Source organism: Kribbella sp. NPDC043289, assembly GCF_056436705.1.
This window is the reverse complement of record NZ_JBWKCB010000001.1, coordinates 402,733-424,702: the sequence shown is the minus strand read 5'-3', so window position 1 is coordinate 424,702 and position 21,970 is coordinate 402,733. Positions and strand designations below refer to the sequence as shown.

General features: G+C 68.4%; 21 protein-coding genes. 3 read left to right on the top strand and 18 right to left on the bottom strand.

What is annotated here, in order from left to right; genetic code table 11:
* Nucleotides 1-25: 25 nt before the first annotated feature.
* The 11 genes from AC0662_RS02005 to AC0662_RS01955 are packed head-to-tail and all read right to left on the bottom strand — an operon-like array spanning nt 26 to nt 11,491.
* A complete protein-coding gene (locus AC0662_RS02005; protein ID WP_478297876.1) occupies nt 26-1,429 on the bottom strand; it encodes a sulfatase family protein in 1,404 nt (467 codons plus the stop codon).
* A gap of 1 nt (nt 1,430) precedes the next feature.
* Nucleotides 1,431-3,029, bottom strand: a complete 1,599-nt coding sequence (locus AC0662_RS02000; RefSeq protein ID WP_452195969.1) for an arylsulfatase — start codon at nt 3,027-3,029, stop codon at nt 1,431-1,433.
* Between the two features lie 27 nt (nt 3,030-3,056).
* Nucleotides 3,057-3,776 (bottom strand): SDR family NAD(P)-dependent oxidoreductase, encoded by a 720-nt coding sequence (locus AC0662_RS01995; protein WP_478297874.1) that lies wholly within the window; start codon nt 3,774-3,776, stop codon nt 3,057-3,059.
* Nucleotides 3,773-4,606 (bottom strand): carbohydrate ABC transporter permease, encoded by an 834-nt coding sequence (locus tag AC0662_RS01990; RefSeq protein WP_452195967.1) that lies wholly within the window; start codon nt 4,604-4,606, stop codon nt 3,773-3,775. The genes AC0662_RS01995 and AC0662_RS01990 overlap by 4 nt, the downstream gene beginning before the upstream one ends.
* Nucleotides 4,596-5,510, bottom strand: a complete 915-nt coding sequence (locus AC0662_RS01985; RefSeq protein ID WP_478297872.1) for a carbohydrate ABC transporter permease — start codon at nt 5,508-5,510, stop codon at nt 4,596-4,598. Before AC0662_RS01985 ends, AC0662_RS01990 begins: the two co-directional genes overlap by 11 nt.
* A gap of 2 nt (nt 5,511-5,512) precedes the next feature.
* A complete protein-coding gene (locus tag AC0662_RS01980; protein WP_478297870.1) occupies nt 5,513-6,583 on the bottom strand; it encodes a mandelate racemase/muconate lactonizing enzyme family protein in 1,071 nt (356 codons plus the stop codon).
* Between the two features lie 5 nt (nt 6,584-6,588).
* Nucleotides 6,589-7,848, bottom strand: coding sequence for an ROK family protein (locus AC0662_RS01975; protein WP_452195964.1), 1,260 nt, complete (start codon nt 7,846-7,848; stop codon nt 6,589-6,591).
* Nucleotides 7,845-9,167: an ABC transporter substrate-binding protein gene (locus AC0662_RS01970; RefSeq protein WP_452195963.1), complete on the bottom strand. Its 1,323-nt coding sequence runs from the start codon at nt 9,165-9,167 to the stop codon at nt 7,845-7,847. The genes AC0662_RS01975 and AC0662_RS01970 overlap by 4 nt, the downstream gene beginning before the upstream one ends.
* A gap of 56 nt (nt 9,168-9,223) precedes the next feature.
* Nucleotides 9,224-10,696 (bottom strand): sulfatase-like hydrolase/transferase, encoded by a 1,473-nt coding sequence (locus AC0662_RS01965; RefSeq protein WP_452195962.1) that lies wholly within the window; start codon nt 10,694-10,696, stop codon nt 9,224-9,226.
* A 28-nt stretch (nt 10,697-10,724) separates the two neighbouring features.
* Nucleotides 10,725-10,988, bottom strand: coding sequence for a hypothetical protein (locus AC0662_RS01960; protein WP_478297867.1), 264 nt, complete (start codon nt 10,986-10,988; stop codon nt 10,725-10,727).
* A 35-nt stretch (nt 10,989-11,023) separates the two neighbouring features.
* Nucleotides 11,024-11,491 (bottom strand): PASTA domain-containing protein, encoded by a 468-nt coding sequence (locus AC0662_RS01955; protein WP_478297865.1) that lies wholly within the window; start codon nt 11,489-11,491, stop codon nt 11,024-11,026.
* Between the two features lie 110 nt (nt 11,492-11,601).
* Between AC0662_RS01955 and AC0662_RS01950 the strand changes: the two genes are divergently transcribed.
* A complete protein-coding gene (locus AC0662_RS01950; protein ID WP_452195959.1) occupies nt 11,602-11,985 on the top strand; it encodes a VOC family protein in 384 nt (127 codons plus the stop codon).
* Nucleotides 11,986-12,027: 42 nt separating this feature from the next.
* On the opposite strand, the gene AC0662_RS01945 is transcribed toward AC0662_RS01950, so the two are convergent.
* The 5 genes from AC0662_RS01945 to AC0662_RS01925 are packed head-to-tail and all read right to left on the bottom strand — an operon-like array spanning nt 12,028 to nt 17,518.
* The gene (locus AC0662_RS01945) at nt 12,028-12,996 is read right to left on the bottom strand and encodes an ABC transporter ATP-binding protein (protein ID WP_452195958.1); all 969 of its coding nucleotides are present in this window, start codon (nt 12,994-12,996) and stop codon (nt 12,028-12,030) included.
* Entirely contained in the window at nt 12,980-14,008 is a 1,029-nt protein-coding gene (locus AC0662_RS01940; protein ID WP_478297862.1) for an ABC transporter ATP-binding protein, read from the bottom strand. The genes AC0662_RS01945 and AC0662_RS01940 overlap by 17 nt, the downstream gene beginning before the upstream one ends.
* A complete protein-coding gene (locus tag AC0662_RS01935; protein ID WP_452195956.1) occupies nt 14,005-14,922 on the bottom strand; it encodes an ABC transporter permease in 918 nt (305 codons plus the stop codon). Before AC0662_RS01935 ends, AC0662_RS01940 begins: the two co-directional genes overlap by 4 nt.
* The gene (locus AC0662_RS01930; RefSeq protein WP_478297859.1) at nt 14,922-15,926 is read right to left on the bottom strand and encodes an ABC transporter permease; all 1,005 of its coding nucleotides are present in this window, start codon (nt 15,924-15,926) and stop codon (nt 14,922-14,924) included. Before AC0662_RS01930 ends, AC0662_RS01935 begins: the two co-directional genes overlap by 1 nt.
* Nucleotides 15,923-17,518 (bottom strand): ABC transporter substrate-binding protein, encoded by a 1,596-nt coding sequence (locus tag AC0662_RS01925; RefSeq protein ID WP_478297857.1) that lies wholly within the window; start codon nt 17,516-17,518, stop codon nt 15,923-15,925. Before AC0662_RS01925 ends, AC0662_RS01930 begins: the two co-directional genes overlap by 4 nt.
* A 198-nt stretch (nt 17,519-17,716) precedes the next feature.
* Here AC0662_RS01925 and AC0662_RS01920 point away from each other — a divergent pair, with 198 nt between their 5' ends.
* Nucleotides 17,717-18,724 (top strand): LacI family DNA-binding transcriptional regulator, encoded by a 1,008-nt coding sequence (locus AC0662_RS01920; protein ID WP_452195953.1) that lies wholly within the window; start codon nt 17,717-17,719, stop codon nt 18,722-18,724.
* On the opposite strand, the gene AC0662_RS01915 is transcribed toward AC0662_RS01920, so the two are convergent.
* Together AC0662_RS01915 and AC0662_RS01910 are read right to left on the bottom strand one after the other, a co-directional pair.
* The gene (locus tag AC0662_RS01915; protein ID WP_478297855.1) at nt 18,721-19,977 is read right to left on the bottom strand and encodes a putative glycoside hydrolase; all 1,257 of its coding nucleotides are present in this window, start codon (nt 19,975-19,977) and stop codon (nt 18,721-18,723) included. The genes AC0662_RS01920 and AC0662_RS01915 overlap by 4 nt on opposite strands.
* A 19-nt stretch (nt 19,978-19,996) precedes the next feature.
* Nucleotides 19,997-21,202, bottom strand: coding sequence for a putative glycoside hydrolase (locus AC0662_RS01910; protein WP_478297853.1), 1,206 nt, complete (start codon nt 21,200-21,202; stop codon nt 19,997-19,999).
* A 95-nt stretch (nt 21,203-21,297) separates the two neighbouring features.
* Here AC0662_RS01910 and AC0662_RS01905 point away from each other — a divergent pair, with 95 nt between their 5' ends.
* Nucleotides 21,298-21,963, top strand: coding sequence for an SGNH/GDSL hydrolase family protein (locus AC0662_RS01905; RefSeq protein WP_478297851.1), 666 nt, complete (start codon nt 21,298-21,300; stop codon nt 21,961-21,963).
* The last annotated feature ends 7 nt before the right edge of the window (nt 21,964-21,970 follow it).

Here is a 21,970-nt window from a genome sequence, read left to right as displayed (position 1 = left end):
GCAGCTGTGTCCTCTCAAGCGGGGATCAAGCTCGGACGCGGCGGCTGAGCCGCAACTCCGCGTCGAGACCGGTACGGCGAGCCGTCTGTGCCGCCACGCGCAGCGCGACCGGCCCGCCTCGATGGGTGTGCTCCTGCAGGTACTGCACATCGGTCAGATCGGCGCGCCACGCCAGCAGTGCCTCGAGCAGCTGCTGCCGGACCTCCACCTGGTCTGACCAGTGGTCGTGCTGTTCGCGCGGATCGGCCCGACGGTCGAACAGCCGGCCGGTGCCTGTCTCCGGGAAGTACTCGAGCTTCCACTCATCCGTTGCCAACGCCAACGACCTGTGCAGCACGGATGCCGCGCACCCGCGCTTCTCGGATCCGAGTAGGTCGAAGCCTTGCAGCGTCGGTGCCTCGACGCCTGCGACCGCCGCGAAGGTGGCCGTGAGGTCGGTGGTCATCGCCCAGTCTCCGACCGATCCCGGTGGGATCACACCCGGCCAGCGCATGATCAGCGGGATCCGCCAGGACTCGTCGTGGAAGGTGTGCTTGTCGTTGAAGCCGTGGTCGTAGTACTGCTGACCGTGATCCGTCGTGAAGACGACCAGCGTCTCGTCGGCGTCCACGTGATCGAGCAGGCGGCCGATCTGCGCGTCGCAGTACGCGGCGAGGCCGTAGTACAACCGCCGCTGTTGGTCGACCACGTCGAGGTCGAGCGACCCGTCCTCCCGCTCGGCCTCGTCCGCCTCCAGGCCGCGCCGACCTACCAGTCGTTGCAGGTGCTCAGGGTGACGCGCCTCTTCGCCGGGTTCGTAGTTCAACGGCGGGAGCTCGATGTCGTCGAAGAGCCTGGCCCACTCCCCCGGCGGGTCGAGTGGCGAGTGCGGGCTCGGTAGTGAGCAGAACGCGAAGTACGGCTGGTCCGGCGTGGTGGCTCGATGCCGGTCGATGGCGTCGATCGTCCGGTCGACGAGGAACGCGTCGCAGAACAGGTCCGGCGGGATCGGGTTCGGATGCGCCGACGCCCGGTCGAACCCGTGCCGGGCCAGGTGCTTCGCATAGTCGTCCGAGACGGCGGCGCCTTTCTCGCCGCCGAGGATGCTCTCGTCGTCGAACGCTGCCGGACCACCGAAGTGCGTCTTGCCGACCATGATCGTGTGGTAGCCGGCGCCGCTCAGCAGTTCCGGCAGCGTGACGAGGTCCGCCCGCCGCGAGATCCCGTTCTCGATGCACCCGTGGATCGGCGTGTGCGTTCCGGTGAGCAGGCTCGCGCGGGCCGGCGTACACACTGGCGCCGTCGTGTGGGCCTGCTCGTAGCGGACGCCCTCGGCCGCGAGCTGATCGAGATTCGGTGAGACGGCATGCGGTGCGCCGTAGCAGGACAGGGTGTCGCACCGTGAGCTGTCCGTCATCACCAGCAGGATGTTCGGTCGGCGGGCGGTCATCTCAGGCGGGCTGGTTCGGCATCGACTCGCGGGCGGCGAGCACGTCGCCGTACGGGATCACGCCGACCGAGTCGGCCCAGGTCTGCCACCGTCCGGCGAGGTCCGCCACCCGTTCCGGTTGGTCACCGGACAGGTCGTGGCTCTCGCTGCGGTCGCTCGCCAGGTCGTACAGCTCCCAGGCACCCTCGTGCTCCCGGACCAACTTCCACTGCCCCGACCGAACCGCCGCGTTCCCGATGTGCTCCCAGAACAGGTCGTGCTCCGTCGCCGGCCCACCCCGGAGCAGTTCGAGCATGCTGTGACCGGGCAAGGCCGGCAACTGCTCCCCGTCCCGCTCGGTCAACGCCGGTACGCCGGTTGCCTCGAGCAACGTCGGCGCGATGTCGGTCAACTGGTTCGGCGCGTCGACGACGGTGTCGTTCAGTTCGCCCGCGGGCCAGGAAACGATGAGCGGAGTCGCGATGCCGCCCTCGTGCACCCAGCGCTTGTACAGGCGGAACGGGGTGTTCGAGAGGTTCGCCCACGCCTGGCCGTAGCTGGTGTACGTGTCCGCGGTCCCGGGCCGGATGTCGGGCGAGTTGCCGACGCGCATCGGCGTACCGTCCGGGGCGCTTGGCGGGATGATCAGGTGGTGCTGCCGGAACCGCGCGGCCGCCTCGGGGGCGCTGTTCAGCTCCTCGGCGCAGCCGCCGTTGTCGGACAGGAAGAGCACGATGGTGTTATCGCGCTGGCCGGTCTCGTCGAGGGCGGTGAGGATCGTCCCGACCGCACGGTCCATCGCGCGGACCTGCGCGGCGTACGCCTCCATGCGCTCGAGCTGCCACTTCTGCTCGGGCTCGTCCGACCAGGCGGGAACCTCCGGGTCGCGGCGGTCGAGGGTCGCGTCGTCGGCGCAGATTCCGGCGTCGAGCTGACGCTGCCGACGGCGCGTGCGCAGTACGTCCCAGCCTTCGTCGAAGTTGCCACGCGTCTCGGCGAGATCGTCCTCCTTGGCGTGCAGCGGCCAGTGCGGCGCGGTGAAGGCGACGTACCCGAAGAAGGGGCGATCGCCACCGGCCGCATCGCGGATCGCGGTGGCGGCGTGCGAACCGATCTCGTCGGTGTAGTAGAAGTCCGGCCCGAGCTCCGACAGCGGTACGGGCGTCTCTCCGTCGTGGAGCGTGGTGGTCTGGAAGTAGCTGCCGGCGCCGCTGATCGTGCCCCAGAAACGCTCGAACCCGCGACGGGTCGGCCAGGTGTCGGTCGGGCGCTCACGCTCGTTCGACAGGTGCCATTTGCCGGTCATGTGCGTGTGGTAGCCGGCCGCGCGGAACGTCTCGGCGAGGGTCGCGGACTGCTGCGTGAGGCTTCCCGGATACCCACCGGGTCCGTCGTTGTTGACGAGCTCGGCGACTCCGGTCTGGTGCGGGTGTAAGCCGGTCAGCAACGAAGCACGGGACGGGCTGCAGCGGGCCGTGTTGTAGAAGTTCGTCAGCCGGGCACCGCCCGCGGCGAGACCGTCGATGTTCGGGGTGCCGATCTCGCCGCCGTAGCAGCCGATATCGGAGTACCCCATGTCGTCGACCAGGATGATGAGGACGTTCGGTCGCGCAGATCCCATGAAAACCTCGTTGTCTAGTGTGTGTGATCAGGCCCAGTGCGGCAGCGCGGCGAGCATGCCACCGTCGACCGGGAGGGACACGCCGGTCACCGCGCGGGACTCGGGTCCGAGGAGGAAGGCGACGACCTGCGCCACGTCCTCCGCGGTGACGAAGCGGCCGAGCGGATGGTTGGCGAGCAGCTCGGCCGACGCGTCCGGATCGGACCACCGGGCCTTGTTCCGCTCCACCTGCACGAAGCCCGGCAGTACGGCATTGCACCGCACCCCGCGCCGACCCCACTCCACCGCACCAGCCCGCACAAGCGCGTCCAGTGCCGCCTTACCCATCGCGTACGCCGCCATACCCGCCGATGCCCGCTGCGCATGCACGCTGGAGATGTGGACGATCGACGCCTCATCGTCGCTCGTACCAACCAACGCCGTACTCCACGCCCAAGCCGCAGCGACCTGTACGTCGAACACCTCGGCGAGCGCCCGCTCGCCAAGGGTCTCCAGCGCGCCACGGTGCTCGGCCAGTGTCGCGGTCACCAGGCCACGCGGCTGTCCGAGAGCGCACGCTACTCCGACCGCACGGTTGACGATTGATTCGTCGCGAACGTCGCCGACGATCCACTCCACCCCGTCGAGGCCGGTCGGCTTGTCCACCAGGTCGACGCCGACCACGGCCCAGCCCTGTTTGGCGAGCGTCGACACCGCCGCCGAGCCGATACCGCCACCGGCTCCGGTGACGAGCGCGACCGGCCTCATCCCTTCAGGCCCGAGGTCGCGACGCCGTCGACGATCTTCCGCTGGAACGTGACGAACAGGACGAGCGGCGGAACGAGCGCAAGGGTGCTCATGGCAAGCATCGGCCCCCACGACGAGTCACCTGTCGAGTCGAGGAACTGCCGCAGGCCGAGCGGCACGGTGAACAGCTCCACGTCGTTCAGGTAGATGAGCTGCTTGAAGAAGTCGTTGTACGTCCAGATGAACGTGAAGATGATCGTGGTCACCAACGCCGGCCGCAACAGCGGGAAGACGATGTGGCGGTAGATCTTCCACGGCGAACACCCGTCCAGCCGCGCCGCCTCGTCCAGCTCGCGCGGCAGCGAGCGGATGAACTGCACCATCAGCAGCACGAAGAACGCGTCGACGGCGAAGAAGTGCGGTACGAAGAGCGGGTAGAACGTGTTCACCCACCCGAGCTTGTTGAACAGGATGTACTGCGGCACCAGCGTCACGTGCGTCGGCAGCATCAGCGTCACCAGCATCGTCGCGTACGCGATCCGGCGGCCGAAGAAGTTCAGCCGCGCGAACGCGAAGGCGGCCAGACTGCAGGAGATCACGTTGCCGATGATCGCCAGCACCGAGATGAACAACGAGTTCTCGATGAAGATGCTGAACGCGGTGGACACGCCCTTCCAGCCCTGGGCGTAGTTCGACGGCTCGAAGTGCTTCGGGATCAGGCCCGGCTGCGAGAAGATCTCGGCGGTCGGCTTGAAGGAGCTCGCCACCATCCACACCAGCGGATAGAGCATGACGAGCGTGACGACGATCAGCGCGAAGTGCGCGAGCAGGCGCTTTCGCTCAGTTCTCATAGTGCACCCAGTACCGGCTGAAGATGAAGTTGACGGCGACGACGGCGCCGGCCAGCAGCACCAGCATCCAGGCCATCGCCGCGGCGTAGCCCATGTCGAAGTTCACGAAACCCTCCTGGTAGAGGTACAGGGAGTAGAACATCGTGGAGTCGGCCGGGCCGCCCGAACCGTCGCTGATGATGAACGCCGGCGCGAAGGCCTGGAACGACCGGATCAGTTGCAGCGTGAGGTTGAAGAACAGGATCGGGCTCAGCAGCGGCATCGTGATGCTCCAGAACTGCCGGGACTTGCTGGCGCCGTCCACCTGCGCGGCCTCGTAGAACTCCCGCGGGATCTGCCGGAGTCCGGCGAGGAAGATCACCATCGGCGCGCCGAACTGCCACACCTCGAGCGCGATCAGCGTGCCGAGCGCGGTGTGCGGCTCGGAGATCCACGACGGTCCGTGGATGCCGACCAGGGCGAGGATCTGGTTCACCAGTCCGTCGCCGTTGAACACCTTCCGCCACAGCACCGCGATCGCGACACTGCCACCGAACAGCGACGGCAGGTAGATCGCCGACCGGTAGAAGTCCAGTCCGCGCAGACCACGGTTGAGTACGACGGCCACCGCCAGCGCGAACGCGAGACTGAGCGGCGTACCCACGAACACGTAGATCGCGGTCACCTTCAGCGATTGCAGGAAGAGCGGGTCCTCGCCGAACATCCGGCTGAAGTTGCCCCACCCGATCCATTTCGGGGCGGTCAGCAGGTCGTACTTGGTGAAGGCGAGGTACAGCGACATCAGCATCGGCCCGGCGGTGAACGCCAGGAACCCGATCAGCCAGGGCGCGAGGAACAACAACGCCCAGCCGTTCTGATACCGGTTCCGCCGCCCGTTACGCATCGCCGGAAACGCGACAGCCACAACTACTCCTCTCCGATTCTCGTCAACTCGACACCGATGCCCGGCCCGACCGGGCGCAGAGTGCCGTCGATCACTGTCTCGGCAGGCTCGACGAACGTACGGCGCTCCGACTCGCCCCACGCGTACTCGAGCCACCCACCCCCACCGCTCAGCCCCGCGAGATGCGCGGCATGCGCGGTCCCGACCGGTCCGCTCGGATTGTGAAACGTCAACTGCGTGTCCTCGATCGCCTCGGCGATCCGCGCGACACCGACCGGTCCGCCCGCATGTTTCGGATCGACCAGCCAGTACGCCAACGCCCCTCCGGCACAGGCCGCCGCGGCAGCCTCCGGTTGCCAGACGTGCTCCCCCGCCGCCAACGGCAGACCGGTCGCCGCCGCAGTGTCCAACGCCGCCCGGTCATCGACGTGCACCAGGTCCTCGACCCAATACAGATCCAGACGAGTCAGCTCGCGGGCAACCGCGGCCAGGCACTCCGGAGGCACCAGGTGATGGCAATCGACCATCAGCCGTACGCCGTCCGGGATCGCCTCCCGCACTGTCGCCACCAACTCGAGGCCGGCGTCGATCAGCTGCGTCCCGGACAGGCCGCGTGCCCGGTTGTCCAGGAACGGCGCCACCTTCACCGCCGAGAACCCGTTGCGCACGGCCCCCAACGCCTCACTGACGATCGCGTCCGTGCCGTCCGCGCCGAACCGCCGGTTCAGGTTCGCGTACAACCGGACCGGCTGCGGCTCGCCCAGACCGAGTGACGCCGACAGCGACCGGCCCTCGCGACGTGCGATCAGGTCGGCGAACGCCGCGTCGTACCCGCTGAGCACCGTCGACCAGAGGAACGAGTCGGGGCGACCGGCCGACCAGAGCGCGGTCCGCGCCTGCTCCAGCGGGCGTCCGACTACGGAGGCCTCCAGCAATCGCGCGGCGGGCAGCAGCACGTCCAGAGGTCCGCCGTCGGACAGCTCGCCGACGCCACGGATGCCGTCGGCAACCAGTTCGACCGTCACCCAGGTACTTCGCGGCGACGCCCGGTGCGCGCGCACGACCGCGGATTCGACGTACACGTCGGTCTCCATGAGCATCACCCGTACCGCAGCTCGAGCAGGCCCGGGACGAAGTCCGCCGGCGCCGCGTAGATCCGCTCGAGGATCACGCTCGCGGCCGAGACCGCCACGCCATCGGTGCCGAAGGCGCTCAACCGCACCACCGAGTCCACGTCCACCGGACGCTTGTCCTGCAAGTACGCACGCGCCCCACGCTGAACCGACCGCAGGTACTCCGGCGCGTCCACCACACCGCCGCTGACCACCACGACCTCCGGATCGAGCATGTCGATCAACGTCCCCGCGGCGACGCCCACGAGCTCCGCCCGCGCAACCAGCAGACGGTCCGCGTGGACGTCGTGGGTGCGCGCGGCCTGCACGAGTTGTTCCAACGTCCCGCGCGTGCCGATCAACCCCTGCTCGCGGGCTTGCGCCAGTACGGCCAGGTCGCTGGCCGCCACGTGCAGACAGTCGCGCCGGCCGCAGGAGCAGGCCTCGGCGGCTGTCACGCCGACTGACAGATGGTCGACAGTGCCCGCCGCCGCCCGGTGCCCGGGGAACACCTGCCCGCCGAGCACGAAGCCAGCTCCGACCACGTTCCCGACGAACAGCCCGATCAGGTCGTCGACCCCTTGGGCGCCGCCGAACCAACGCTCCGCCATCGCCAGACAGCGGAAGCTCGAGTCGACCTCGGTCGGCAGTCCGAGCCCACCACCGAGCGCATCCCGCAGCGGTACGTCGCGCCACCGCAGTACCCGATGCGCGCGCACCACACCGGCCTCGCGATCAACCCAGCCACCCGTGCTGGCCCCGACTCCGAGAACCGTCCCCGGGTTGCGTGCGACCAGCTCCTGGACTCCCTCGACCGCCTGCGCGACGAGGGGCTCGAACGCGCGCCGGCCCCGGTGCGGCAGCCGTACCTCGGCGAGCAGGGTCCCGCGGAGATCCAGCAGGCACACCGTCGTACGACGGAGCCCGAAGTGCACACCCACCACGCGATGGGTCCGCTCGTCCACCACCATCGGCGTCCGCGGCCGGCCGAGCGCTCCGTGTCCCGTCTCCGCCGGCAGCTCACGCAGCAGACCCGCCGCACTCAGCAGACTGGTCAGCTTCGTCATCGTCCCGGTCGCCATCCCGGTCAGCCCGGACAGCTCCGACCGCGCGATCGGCCCGTGCCGCATGACCGCGCGCAGGATCGCCGAGTAGTTCTGCTGCCGGACGTCGAACGGCTGCGCGGTCCGCAACCGTCCACGGTCCAGCCGCAGCTCCCAGGCGGCGCCCGCGGCACCTTCGGTCACTTCAACGCGGCCTTCGCATCGGAGAAGAACTTGGTCACCGCCTGCGACACGGAGCTCTTGCCGAAGCCGACAACCTCGTTCGCGTTCGGCAGCGAGGTCTGCAGCAGCTTGCTCGCACCGGGCGGGTACATCTGCAGCGCCGCCGGACCCTTGGATGCGACCAGCGCGTAGTTGTCCAGCACGAGCTTGTTCAGACCGGTCGCGGACTTCGCGACCTCGCCCCGGATGTCTTCCGGAATCGGGACGCCGCGGGCCAGACCCATCGCGTTCGCGGCCTCCGGCTTGCTGGTCAGGTACTTCAGCATCGCCACCGCGCCCTCGATGTTCTTCGACTTCGGCGAGATCGCGAACCAGCCGGCCGGGATGATGTTCGTCCCCGGCTCGGACCCGGCACCGCCGGACGGGAACGTCCCGAGGCTGAGCGTGTCCTTGGTCAGACTCTGCATCGACGGCAGCCCCCGCGACGTCGCAGTCCCGGTGTACGCCGCCTTGCCAACGGTCACCGGGTCGTTCTGGAACCCGGTCGCCGCCGCGGTCACCGGCATCTGGACAGCGGACCCGTTGCTGCGCAGGTCCTGCCACATCTGCAGCCACGCGGCCAGGTCGTCCTCGCTGAACCCGAGCGTGTTTCCCTCGCTGAACAGTGCCTTGCCGCGGCCGCGCAGGAAGGATTCGAACTGGATCGCGCCGCCGCCGAGGTCCGCCGTACCGGCGAGCCTGTGACCGCTCTTGCCCCAGACATCCGCCATCGTCGACTTGAACTGGTCGAGGGTCCAGTCCGGGCCGGGCGCGGACAGACCGAGGGGCTTGAGTTTGGTCGTGTTGACGATGATGGCCGGCTGGGTCGCGGCGCCGAGCAGTGCGAAGTAGTACTTGCCGTCGGACTTGGTGGTGGTGGCGACGTAGTCCGGCATCTTGTCCAGACCGAGGTCGTCCTTGTACTGGTCCAGCGGCGCGACCGCACCGCGCTTGATGTACTCCATCAGGTACGGCAGGTGGATCTGGAACACGTCCGGAGGGTTGCCCCCGGCAACGCGGGTCGCGAGCTTGTCGTAGTACCCCGAGAAGCCGGAGTACTGCGGGTTGACCTTGGCGGCGCCCTCGGTCTTCTGGAACAGGTCGAGCGCCGCGATCAGCTTCTTGTTCTGGTCGCCCTCGCCCCAGAACATCACGTCCAGCGCCGCGGTCGACCCACCGCCCGACGACGACTTGCTGCCGCCGCCGAGGCCGCGCCCGCAGGAGGCGACGGCGGTGACTCCGGCCGCCGCGGCCCCGAACCGCAGCAGTGTCCGGCGGGACAGCGGGGTGCCGTTGCTCATGATGTGCCCTTCGCTTTCGATGCAGGGATTCGGTGCAGGGTCTGGTGCAGGATTTGTCAGACGCTCTTGCGGACCAGTGCCGCTGCGTCAGGTAGTACGTCGGTCACCTCGTCGGCGAGCAGTCCGGCCAGCACCTTGGCCGTCGCTGCTCCCTCGGTCGTGGCCGCGAGGTTGTTCTGCTCCCACGGGTCGGTAGCCAGGTCGTACAGCTCGGCCTCGTCGTGAGACCGGAAGACGTAGCGGTGACCGGCGGTGCGGACGGACAGGTTCAGGCTGTCCCGCGGGTACTGCCAGTCCTTCGCGTGGAACGCGTCGCCGTTCCCACCGGGCCGGCCGTCGCGCAGCATCGTCTCGGCGGTGACGTACTCCCGCGTCGGCTCCGCCGCGTCGTTGCCGATCATCGCGGCGAACGACCGCCCGTCGTGCGCCTCGTCCCAGCGCACACCGGCCAACTCGCCGATGGTTGCCGCGATGTCGACGAGGGACACGAAGTTCGCGTTCCGGCTCTGCCTGCCGTCCGGGTGGCGGACGATCAGCGGCACCCGAAGGTCCTCTTCGTAGTGCAGCCAGTGGCCCTTCTCCATCAGCCGGTGCGCGCCCATCATGTCGCCGTGGTCGGCGGTGAAGACGACCACCGTCCGGTCCCACTCGCCGGCGTCCTCGAGGTACTGGCGGATCCGCCCGAACTGCGCGTCGACGAGCGCACACAGGCCGAGGTAGTGGCTGGTGACCTCGATCCAGCCTTCCTCGTCGAGACCCTCGAAGTCGCGGGCGAAATGTGACTCGCGGACCTCTCGGGGCTTGGTCGCCGTACCCGTCGACCAGCTCTCCGGCAGCCGCACCTGATCACGGTCGATGAGTTCGTCGTACGGGCTGGGGACGAGCATCGGGAAGTGCGGCGCGTTCATCGAGCACACCGCCAGCCACGGTTTGTCGGCCGGTCTTTGTGTCATCGCGTCGAGGAACGTGTCGCACTGCCAGGTCTCGAGGAACGAGTCCAGCGGGACGCTCGACGTCGCGTACGGCGCCTCGCGCAAGGCGGCGAGGTCCTGCGTCGTGAGGTTCTCGATGTGGTCCGGGTCGAACCGGTACCCGCGCTCCCCTGCCCACGAGCGGTAGTCCTCGATGTAGCGCCCGCGGTCCTGCCCCCGCAGTACGGCGGGAATCGCGCTGCTGTCCGCCCAGCCCATCAGGTCAGGCGTCGTCCCCGGCACGTGCCATTTGCCGTTGTAGTGCGTGTGGTAGCCGGCGCCCGCGAAGGCCTGCGCGATCCCGGCGGACCGCAGCTGCGGCTCGATCGGCCGCCAGTTCCCCAGTACGCCGTGGTGCCGCGGCATCAGGCCGGTCCACAGGCTCGTGCGCGCCGGACAACACAACGGGAACGGCGTGTAGCAGGCGTCGAAGACGGTCGACTCCGCCGCCAGCGCATCGAGATTCGGCGTCCGCGCCGCGGGGTTTCCGGTACAGCCCAAAGTGTTCCAGCTCTGCTCGTCAGCCATGACGACCAGCACGTTCAGACGGTCGCTCACACGTCCCACCTTGTCGGTTTCGACGGCTTTATTTCCAGCTGAAGTTAATTGGGTGCGACGGCGCTGTCAACCACTCGACGGGAATTAACTTCGGCCAGAAGGAAACTACGTCGGACTTCTGCGGCGACTGCCGGTACAACCCGAAGGTCCGCGTCGGCGACGACGCCTGCCCGTTCACCGCGGGGTACTGGTGGTTCCTGGACCGCAACGCGGACCGGCTGCGCGGCAACCAGCGGATCGCCCGGCAGCTCTCCGCGCGGAACCGGCTGTCGGACCATTCAGACCTGGTCATGCAGGAACAGGAGCGCGGCTCGGAAGCGCCCTGAGCTACTCGCCGATCTTCTTCGACTTGAGGACGATCTTGGTGTCGGGCGCGGCGCGCGTTCCACCGGCTGGTTCCTGGGCGACGACGACCCAGTTCCGGTCGTTGATCAGGAGCCGGCCTTGGCCGGTGGCGTCCTGTTCGGTCAGGTAGTAGAACCCGGCCGCCTGCATGGTGTCCTGCGCCAGCTGGTGGTTCAACCCGACCACGTTCGGTACGACGCCCGCCTGCGCGGACGGCCGCGCGGGGACGGACGGCGCGGTGCTCTGCGGCGCGGTCGTTGGTTGCGCCGTCTGTGGCGGTGCCGTCGTTGGCGGCGCGGTGCTCGGTGGGGCGCTGCTGGGTGGGGCCGTGTTCTGCGAGGCCGTCACGGTGGTGGTTGCGGTCACGGTGGCGCCGGAGCCGGCCGCGCCGGAACTCCCGCACGCCGTCAGCGCGACGAGCGCGCCGCTCACGAACCCAACCACGATCACTGACCGAGTCACCTTCAACCATTACCCCGTCCGGCGCCTCAGCTAACAACAGACGGTGACCAGGGTGTTCCACGGGTGCGAGCGCGGAGCGCAGTACCGACGCTGGAGCGATGGACAGCAAGCTCGAAGTCATCGTCGTACCGGTGTCGGACGTGGACCGGTCGCGGCACTTCTACCGGGCGCTCGGGTTCCGGCTCGACCGGGACGACGCGAACGGCCGGGAGCTGCGCGTGGTGCAGCTGACCCCGCCCGGCTCGGCGTGCTCGATCGTGATCGGCACTGGTCTGACCAGTGCACTCCCCGGTTCCTGCCAGGGTCTGCATCTGGTGGTGGACGACGTCGCGGCCGCGCGCGCCGAGTTCGCCTGCCGCGGGGTCGCGATCAGCGAGGTCTCACACGGCACGAGCGGCGTCTTCCACCACCGCTTCGCCTCCTTCGCGGACCCCGACGGCAACGGCTGGATCCTCGAACAGTCCAGCGCAAGAGGTGGGTAGGTGCACTGGTCAGACCGGTGGACAGGTCGGGAGGTGTACTGGTCAGACCGGTTGGTCGAGCCAGCAGCGGGACCAGTGGCCGTCGGCGGAGGTGGTCGACGGTGGTGGTCGCTCGGTGCACACCGGCATCGCGTGCGGGCACCGGGCCGCGAACGGGCACCCGGCCAGCTCCTGCTCCCGGTCGATCGGCTCGTTCGACGCGTCGACGATCGGCAACGTACTGCGCGCACCTTCGCGATCCGGATCCGGCGAGGACTCCAGCAGCAGCTGCGTATACGGGTGCCGCGGCCGCTGCGTGACCTCCTCGGCCGGCCCGCCTTCGACCATCCGCGCCGCGTAGATCACGTTGATCTCGTCCGCGAAGTACCGCGCACTTGCGATGTCGTGCGTGATGTAGAGCATCGCCAGCCCATCCCGCGCGCACAGGTCGGCGAACAGCCGCAGTACGTCGAGGCGGATCGACACGTCCAGCATCGAGACCGGCTCGTCGCCGATCAGCACCGTCGGGTCGGCCGCCAGCGCGCGGGCGATCGCGACTCGTTGCCGCTGGCCACCGGACAGCTCGTGCGGGTACTTGTCGATGTACTGCTCCCCCGGCGTCAGGTTGACCCGTTCGAGCAGCTCGATGATCCGGCCGGTCAGGTCGCCGTCGTTGGCGGTCCCGAAGTTCCGCAACGGCCGACTCAGGATGTAGCGCACCCGGTGCAGCTGGTTCAGCGAGGCGAACGGGTCCTGCATGATCAGCTGCACCTGACCGAAGTGCGCCTGCCGGTCCGCCCGCCGACGCCGGCTGACGTCCTTGCCGGCCAATCGGACCGTCCCGCCGGACGGCTCGTCCCCGAGCGTCAGGATCCGGGCCAGCGTGCTCTTCCCCGAACCGCTCTCGCCGACCAGCGCGACGACCTTGCCAGGCTCGAGTTTCAACGACGCCGAGTCGACGGCCGTGAACCACTCCCCGCGCCGCCGCCCGTGCAGAGCCATCCGCTTGGTGATCTCAACGGCCTCCAGCATGGCGCACCTCCTGACGGTCCAGCTCACGATCCCGCTGATGGTCCGACTGATCGTCCAGCAGCAGACAGGCCGCCTGGGCACCGTCGCGGTCGAGCAGCAGCGGAAGGGTGTCCCGGCAGTCGTCCACGGCCTGCGGGCAGCGCGGTTCGAACGCACACCCGGCCGGCAACCGCCGCAGGTCCGGCGGCGCGCCACCGATTCCACGCAACGCCCGGCGCGGGCCGTGCAGCGACGGGAACGAGTCCCGCAGTCCTTGCGTGTACGGGTGCTGCGGGTTGCGATAGATGTCCCCTGCCGAGGCGATCTCCACCGCGCGACCGGCGTACATCACCATGATCCGGTCGGCGAGTTCGACGAGCAGGGACAGGTCGTGGGTGACGAACAGGACCGAGAAGCCGAAGGTTGCCTGCAGCTCCTTGAGGTTGTCGAGGATCTGCCGCTGCATCACCACGTCGACCGCCGTGGTCGGCTCGTCCATCACGACCAGGTCGGGCCGGCACGCGAGCGACAACGCGATCGCGGCCCGCTGCCGCATCCCACCGGACAGCTCGTGCGGGTAGCTGCGCACCCGGTCGCGCGGGATGCCGACCAGCTCCAAGAGCTCCGCGGCCCGCTCCCACGCGTCCGACCGCTTCATCGGCCGATGTGCGCGGATCGCATCGGCGAACTGCGTGCCGACCCGCATCACCGGGTTCAGCGAACTCATCGCACTCTGGAACACCACGGCGACCCGTTCCCACCGAAGCTCGCGCAGTTGCCGCGGTCCGCAGCTGACCAGCTCGACCGGTTCGCCCTCCACCGGCCGGTACGTCACCGTCCCGCGGGCGATCCGGGCCGGCGGTCGCTGCAGCCGGGTAATCGCGGTCATCAACGTGGTCTTCCCGCTCCCACTCTCCCCGAGTACGCCGAAGATCTCGCCGCGCCCGACGTCGAACGACACCCCGTCGACGGCCCGCACCGCGGGATCCGTCCCGTACTCGACCACCAGGTCCCGTACCTCAAGCAACGTCATGCCGCGGCCCCCGTCCTGCTGGCTGTGCGGCTGACCTTCCGCCGTTTCGGGCGCCCAGACATCCGCGACGTACGCCGCCTTGGGTCCGAGAGCTCGTCGATACCGAAGTTCACCAGCCCGGCCGCCGTACCGACCAGGGCGATGCCGAGACCCGGCGGCAGGAACCACCACCACGCGCCGGTCTGCAACGCGCCTTGCGACTGCGCCCAGTAGAGCATCGTGCCCCAGCTCACCGTGTTCGTGTTGCCGGCGCCGATGAAGTCCAGCCCCGCCTCCGCCGCGATCGAACCCACCACCGCGAACAGGAACGTCGACGCGATCACCGGAGCCAGATGCGGCACGACCTCGAGGAACAGCACCCGCGACTGCTTGTCCCCGCTGTACCGCGCGGCCGCGACGAAGTCCCGGTTGCGCAGCGACAACGTCTGCGCCCGCTTGACCCGCGCGCCACCGGCCCAACTGGTCAGACCGATGATCAACGCGACCGCCGGCCAACCGCCTCGGCCGCGGGTGTAGCTGGCGATCAGGAGCAGCAGCGGGAGCCCCGGGATCACCAGGAAGATGTTGACGAACCCGGTCAGCGCGGCTCCTGCCTTGCCGGTGTGGTACCCGCTGACCAGCCCGAACAGGACGGCGAGGAACGTCGAGATCGTCCCGCCGACCAGACCGACGAACACCGAGACCCGGGTCCCGGTGATGAACTGCGCGAACACGTCGACGCCGGAGGACGTCGTACCCAGCCAGTGGTCACCGGACGGTGCGGCCATCGGTGGGCCGGCGTGGAGTTTGGTCGGCGACTGGCCGAGCACCGCGCTGACGAACACTGGTCCGACCAGTGCGATCAGCAACATCAGCGCCAGCACGACCAACCCGACGGTCACCTTCCGGTCGCCGCTGGTCAACAGTCGCCTCATCACGACACCTCCCGGGTGCGCGGATCGATCAGCACGTAGACCGAGTCGACCACGAAGTTCGCCGCCAGCACGGTCAGCGAGATGATCAGGAACAGCCCCTGCATCAGCGGGTAGTCGACGTTCACGATCGCCTGGTTGAGCAGGCTGCCGAGACCGGGATAGTTGAACACCATCTCGGTCAGCAGCGACCCGCCGACCACCATCCCGATCGAGACCGCGAACCCACTGATGCTCGGCAGTACGGCGTTCCGCGCGGCGTACGAGAACACCACCCGGTGACCGGGCAGGCCCTTCGCCTGCGCGAGCAGCACGTAGTCCTCGTTCACCACCGACGCCATCATGTTGCGCATGTGGATCATCCAGCCACTCACCGACGTCAGCACGATCGTTGCGGCCGGCAACATCGCGTGCCGGACCGCGCTGTTCAGGAAGTCCGGCGTGAACCCGGGCACCAGGCCGAGGTCGGCACCACCGGACAGCGGGAACCAGCCGAGCGTGAACGAGAACACGTAGGCGAGGATCAGCGCCACCCAGAAGTACGGCACCGAGTGCAGGAAGATCGAGACCAGGCTGCCGACCGAGTCGATCGCGCGGCCCGGGCGCCAGCCGGCCACGATGCCGAGACTGGTGCCGACCACGAACGCGATCACCGTCGCGCTGCCGACCAGCAGCAGCGTCCACAGGAACCCGGAGCGCACCACCGACGAGACGGTCGCCGGGTAGAACGAGATCGACCGGCCGAAGTCCAGGTGCAGGATCCCGTTCAGGTAGCTGACGTACTCGTGCCACCAGGACTGACCGCGCGCGCCGCCGAACAGCCGGTGCACCAGTTCCTCCTGCTGCTCCGACACCGGTCCCAGCTCGGACATCTTGAACAGGATCGCCGACGCCGGATCACCCGGCATCAGCCTCGGGAGGACGAAGTTGATCGTGACAGCGGACCAGGCGGCCACCAGGTAGAACCCGATCCGCTGCGCGAACGGCGTACCCAGGAATCGCGTCATGCCGGCTTCAGCGAGAGGAACAGCTTGGCCGCGAACACACCACTGATGGCACCGGGATCCGGCGTGGTGTACGGGTTCTCGGCACTCGGCCAGCCGGTCCAGTGCTCGGTGTTGTACATGTACGGCGTACCTTTCACGGCGACCGGGATCACCGGGACCTGGGTCAGCATGATCTGCTGCAGCGGCTTGGACGCGGCCAGTTGCGCGTCCGGCGCGGCCTGCGCGAGGGCACCCAGCGCGGACTCGGTCGCCGGGTCGTCCCAGCCGACCACGTTCGTCTTCGACTTCTTCGACAACATCTTGTTGTAGAACGTGTACGGGTTCGTGCCGAAGGTGAACGCGTCACCGTAGATCGCGTCGAAGTCCCGCTTGTCCTCGTCACCGGTGTAGGCCGCCGACGGTACGCCGTTCACCGCCGCGTCGATGCCGAGGGCGGCGAGCTGTCCGGCCAGCTCCTGCGAGTACGCCATACCGTCCGCGAACGCGCTGACAGTGAGGATCCGCAGCTTCAACTGCTTGCCGTCAGCACCGATCAGCTTGCCGCCCTGTTGCGTGTAGCCGGCCTTCGCGAGCTCGGCCAGCGCGGCCGGCTGATCGCGCTTCAGCGGATCCCGGTCGGCCGGATCGATCCACGACGACCAGGTGCCCTGGTAGAGACCGGTCGGGCCGACCGGCTGATAGACACCCGGGTTGTACGCGTCGGTGACCGCCTGCCGGTCGAGCGCGAGCGCCAGTCCCTTGCGGACGTGCACGTTGTCGAACGGCTTGCGTTTCAGGTTCAGCATCAGCGGTTTCATGCTGGCGTAGATCGGCCACAGGTTGTTCTGCGCCTGGTTGCGCTGCACGAACTGGTTCTTCACGTCAGGAATCCCGGCGTACGCCAGGTCGATCTCGTGGCGGACCAGCTGCTGGGTCAGGAGGTTGGTGCTGCTCGTGGTGACGTAGGTGATCTGCGGCACCGGGACCTGCTGCTTCCAGTAGTCCGAGCGGGCCTTGAAGGTCGCCTGCTGCCCGGTCACCTGGCCGAGCGAGTACGGGCCGCTGCCCATCGGCTTCAGGTTCGTGTCGGTGTCCGGGTCCTTGGACGCCCACACCTTCTTCGGCACGATCACCGTGCGACCGAGGTCCTGAAGGGCGGCGTACGCCGGCTTCGTGAAGGTCAGGTGGACGCCGTCGGCGGTCTTGGTCACCTTGTCGACCGGCAGCGCCAGCAACTCGTGCTGCTTCAGGTAGTCGAAGGTGAAGATCACGTCGTCCGCGGTCAGCGCACTGCCGTCGGACCACTTCGCCCGGTTGTCCAGCGTCAGGTCGATCGCCTTCCCACCCGATGCCCAGGTGTACCTCGTGACGAGGCTCGGCATGAACTCGTTCTGGTGCGCGGTGTTGAAGTCGAACAGTTGCTCGTAGATCAGCCCGGTGGTGCCACGCAGCGCGTTCACCGAGAACGGGTTGAAGTTCGGCTGCAGGGTCGGCTGCGAGTACGCGGCGACCGTCAGCGGTGCGGCGCCGGCGGCCGAGGCGGCTGAACCGCCTCCCCCCGAACAGGCCGTCAGTCCGGACAGCAGGACCAGACCGGTCACGATCGCTGTCATTTTCTTGCTGGAGCGCACGGGATCTCCCTTCGATCCGCGGCCGGACCGGCCGGGGTGAGATGAGACTGCCAACGTTTGCAGCAAGAGTCAACGGTTTGCAGTGGAATCCCGTCGAAGTGGGTACAATCAGGGTCAACGATCACGGCAATCGTTTGCGCTACGATGCCTTGACGATCCACGACGACCTCGGGAGCTGCATTGGCTGTCACGCTGGCGGAGGTGGCCGCGGCCTGCAACGTGTCGACCTCGACCGTGTCGCGGGCGCTCACCGATCCGGAGAAGGTCAACGCCGAGACCCGGACCCGCATCGAACGGGTGGCCCGGCAGCTCGGGTACGCGCCGAGCCGAGCCGGCCGCTCACTGGTGTCCGGCCGGACCGACACGGTCGGTCTGGTCGTCCCGGACATCGCGAACCCGTTCTTCCCCCCGATCATCAAGTCCGTGCAGGCCCGCGCCCGCGACAAGCGGTACGCCGTCCTGATCGCCGACACCGATGAGCACGTGGCCGACGAGCTCGAGCTCGCGCGCGGACTGAGCCGCCAGGTGGACGGACTGATCCTGGCCTCGCCGCGAACCGCGCCGGCCGAGCTGACCCGGCTCGCGCAGCAACTGCCCGTGGTCTTCGTGAACCGTGAGGTCGAGGGCGCCGGCAGTGTCGTGATCGACGAGTCCGAGGGCATGCAGGAAGCGGTCGAACACCTGGTCTCCCTCGGCCACCAACGGATCTGCTACCTGGCCGGCCCGCGCCGCTCGTGGTCGAACCAGCAACGCCGCGACGCCCTCGCGGCCGCCTGCGCGGCGAACGATGTGGAGCTGCGTGAGCTCGGCCCGTTCGAGCCGCAGATCCAGGCCGGGATGCGGGCCGCCGACCTCCTGCAATCCGCCGACGTCGCGGCCGCCATCGCGTACGACGACCTGATCGCGCTCGGCGTGATGTCGAGGCTCACCGAGCGCGGCATGCAGGTCGGCCGGGAGATCAGCGTGATCGGGATCGACGACAGCCCCTTGTCGACGGTCACCCACCCGATGCTGACGTCCATCCACGTCCCCGCGGCGGAGCTGGGCTCGGCGGCCGTGGACCTCCTCCTGGACCAGCTCCGCGAAGGCGAAGACTTCAGCGCGCCGACCACCGTCAAGCTGGAGACCCGGCTGGTGATCCGGGGGTCGACCGGCGTCGCGCCGGCCGACCGCCAGGTCAGCAACTAACTCTTCTTGAGCACCAGGCCGGTGTTGGCCGGTACGGCGATCTGCCCGGAGTACTGCACCCCGTGGACATCGGTCCACGTCCCAGCGGGGAGCACGAGTGGGGCGGACTGCGTCGACGACGGGTTCACCACGGCCATCCCGTCGCGGTACAGCCGCGTCCACAGCACCGGGCCACGACGTACCGGCGGTGTGATCGCCGGACCGAGATCGGCTTCCATCTCCGGGATCTCGTTGAACCCCGCATAGTCCTTGCGGCCCGTGCTCTCCAGCATCGTCGGCGCCTCGCGGTACAGGAAGTAGTTCGCGACGACCCACTGCCGTTGCTCGGGCGAGGACTCGTACCAGTAGTCGGTGGGCAGCTTGTTCACGATCACGGCCGGCTTGCAGCGGTGCCGGCGCAGCAGGTCGAACATCAGCTGCCACTCGTCATCGGTGACGTTCTCGACGCGGTGCACGGTGAAGCCCTGCTCGTTCAGCCAGATGTCGGAGATGTCGATCATCTGGTCGAGCGCCGCGATGTACTCCGGTGACTTGTCCTGGAACTCGTCGTGCAGGCTGCCGTTGAACGTCAGGTTGAACGCGACCGCGACACCGCGGGAGTGCAGGTAGTCGCGCAGGTACCGCAGCCAGTCGAGCACGTCCGCGACCCACGCCGGGTCCTTCGGGTCGGTCCCGAACTGCTGTACCCAGTTCCCGTCGGCGTCGTAATGACCGCTCACCTTGAAGTCGTTCCGGACGCCGATGTTGTCGACCGCGATGACCTTGAAGCCGGCCGCGATCGCGGGGTCGAGCAGCGTCTCGACGTACCACTGCCGGACCGCGGGGTTGGCGATGTCGATCGGTGTGTAGACCTGGTTGTTGAACTCCCACGCGGGCGTGGTGCGGTCGGCGGTGTACTCGATCCAGTCCGGGTGGTTCGTCTTGAACCACTCGGGCGTGTACTGCCGCGCCGGCGCGTTGCGGAACGCGGTGACGTACGAACTGGACAGCACGCCGTCGGGCTGGGCCGCCTTCAAGGCACCCCAGACGAAGCCGACCCGGCCCGCATACACGGACGGATCGGTCACCTGACGGTCGAACACCTGCCCTTGCAGTACGCCGTGATCGCGCGTGACCGGCAGCGGGACAGTGGTCTGCGGCGGCTGGCAGGTGCCACCGGCTTGGTCGGGGCCGGTGGCTTGCGCGCTCGGTGTGAGCAGTCCCAGGCCGGCCGCGACGACGAGCGCGACCGAGGACGTTCGGCGGAGTTTCATGCACGTTCCTCTCAGGAAACTAGTTCGACAGCACGCTGCCCGAGTTGGGCGGGAGCGAGAGCTGACCGGAGACCCTGGTGCCGTGCAGATCGGTCCAGGTTCCGGACGGCAGCGTGACCACCGCGGTGGCGGTCGATGAGGGATTCACCAGCGTCAGGCCGCGCTGGTAGCGGCGGGTGTACGCGCCGGACGCGTCGAGCACCGGCGCCGCCGACGGCGTACCGATGTCCGTGTGCAACTGCGGGCAATCGACGAAGACGTGGTACTCGCCGACGCCGCAGATCGTCAGCATGCTCTTCTGCTCGCGATAGAGCAGGTAGTTCGCGACCGCCCAGTCGATCTGCGCCGGGGTCGCGGTCGCGAGCGTTTCCTCGGTGGTCTGGTTGATCGCCAGGTGCAACGTTTGCGCAGCGATCTGGCGGGTGAAGTTGTACTTGTTCAGCCAGGCCGCGTCGCCGTAGTTCTCCGGCCGATGGACGGTGAACCCCTGCTCGTCGACGTACACGTCGACCAGGCCGACCGCCTCGAGCATGTCGGCGAGCTTCACCGAGGCGTTCCAGGTGATGTTCGCGGCCATCCCGACCCCGGCGGCGTGCAGCCGTTGGGACAGGTACGACATCCAGTCCAGGACCGCGGCGGCCCAGGCGTCGTCGACCCGGTCGCCGGTGTACTGCTGGACGAACAGGGTGCCGTTCTTGTGCCCGGCGTTCCCGTAGCCGTTGAAGGTCAGGACGTTGTCGAAGGCAATGATCGGGTAGCCGGCGTCGATCTTCGGCTGCACGAACGAGTCCCAGTAGAACGTCCGGACAGCGGGGTTCTGGAAGTCGATCGGGACGTACGTCGTGTTGCCGAACTCCCAGGCGACCGTCGAACCGTCGGCCTTGTACGCGATCCAGTCCGGGTGGTTCGCCTCGTACCACGCCAGCGTGTGCGTCTTGTCGAAGTCGCGGAAGGCCGGCATGTACGCCGACGGCACCGCGCCAGTCGGTTGGGCCAGGCTCGACGCTCCCCAGACGAACCAGACCAGCCCGGCGTACACCGGGCGGTCCGGGATCTGGTTGTCGAAGACCTGCCCGCGGGAGAGTCCGCCGGCGGGTGGGTTCGGGAGGGTCAGGGCGGTGCTGCGGGACGGCGCGGCGTACGCCGTCGTACCTGCGGTCAGGAGAGCGGTCGCGGCTGTTCCGGCCAGTAGACCGCGGCGGGTCAGGCGAGGGTCGTTGCGCATCGGGCGGCTCCTCTGCAACGGGGAGGGGGTGCGCTGGACGATACGGACTGCAAACGTTTGTCGCAATGGCAGAGAATCTTGCTATCGTGTCGGCCATGGCGAACAGCACTGGTACGGCCGGGGTCGCAGCTGCACTCCAGTCGGGCGAGCCGATCCGTTGGACGACGATCGGCGACAGCATCGCTCAGGGCGCGCACTGGACCGGCGCCGAGCGCGACTACGTGCAGCTGCTCGAGGAACGGGTCCGCTACGAGCTCACGCGGTACGGCGACTCGTTTGTCCGCTGGGCCGTCTCCGGTGCGACCACCCCCGACACGCTCGGTCGGCTGCCGGCGGCGCTCGACCTGTCCCCCGACGTCGTCCTGATCGGGGTCGGCACCAACGACGCGAAGGCCGGTCCGGACGGTGTGGCCGCGTTCGAGCAGGTCTACGACACCTTGCTCACCACGGTGCTGGAGACCGGCGCGATCGTCGTGGCGCAGACGCCGACCGCCGGACTGCGGACTTGTCGCTACAACCTCGGCGACCACCTCCCGGCGTACGCCGACACGATCCGAACCGTCGCCGCCCGCCGCGACGTGCTGCTCGTCGACCACTTCGCGCACTGGACCGCGGCCGGGTCCGGCTGGGCGCCGACCGAATGGATGGCCGACCCGACCCACCCCGGCGGCCGCGGCCACCGGGTGATGGCTCGGACCCTGTTCGAGAGTCTTGGCCTGTTCGCGGCCGGCAGCGCGTGCTGCCGGCTGCTCGACCACTGAAGGAGCC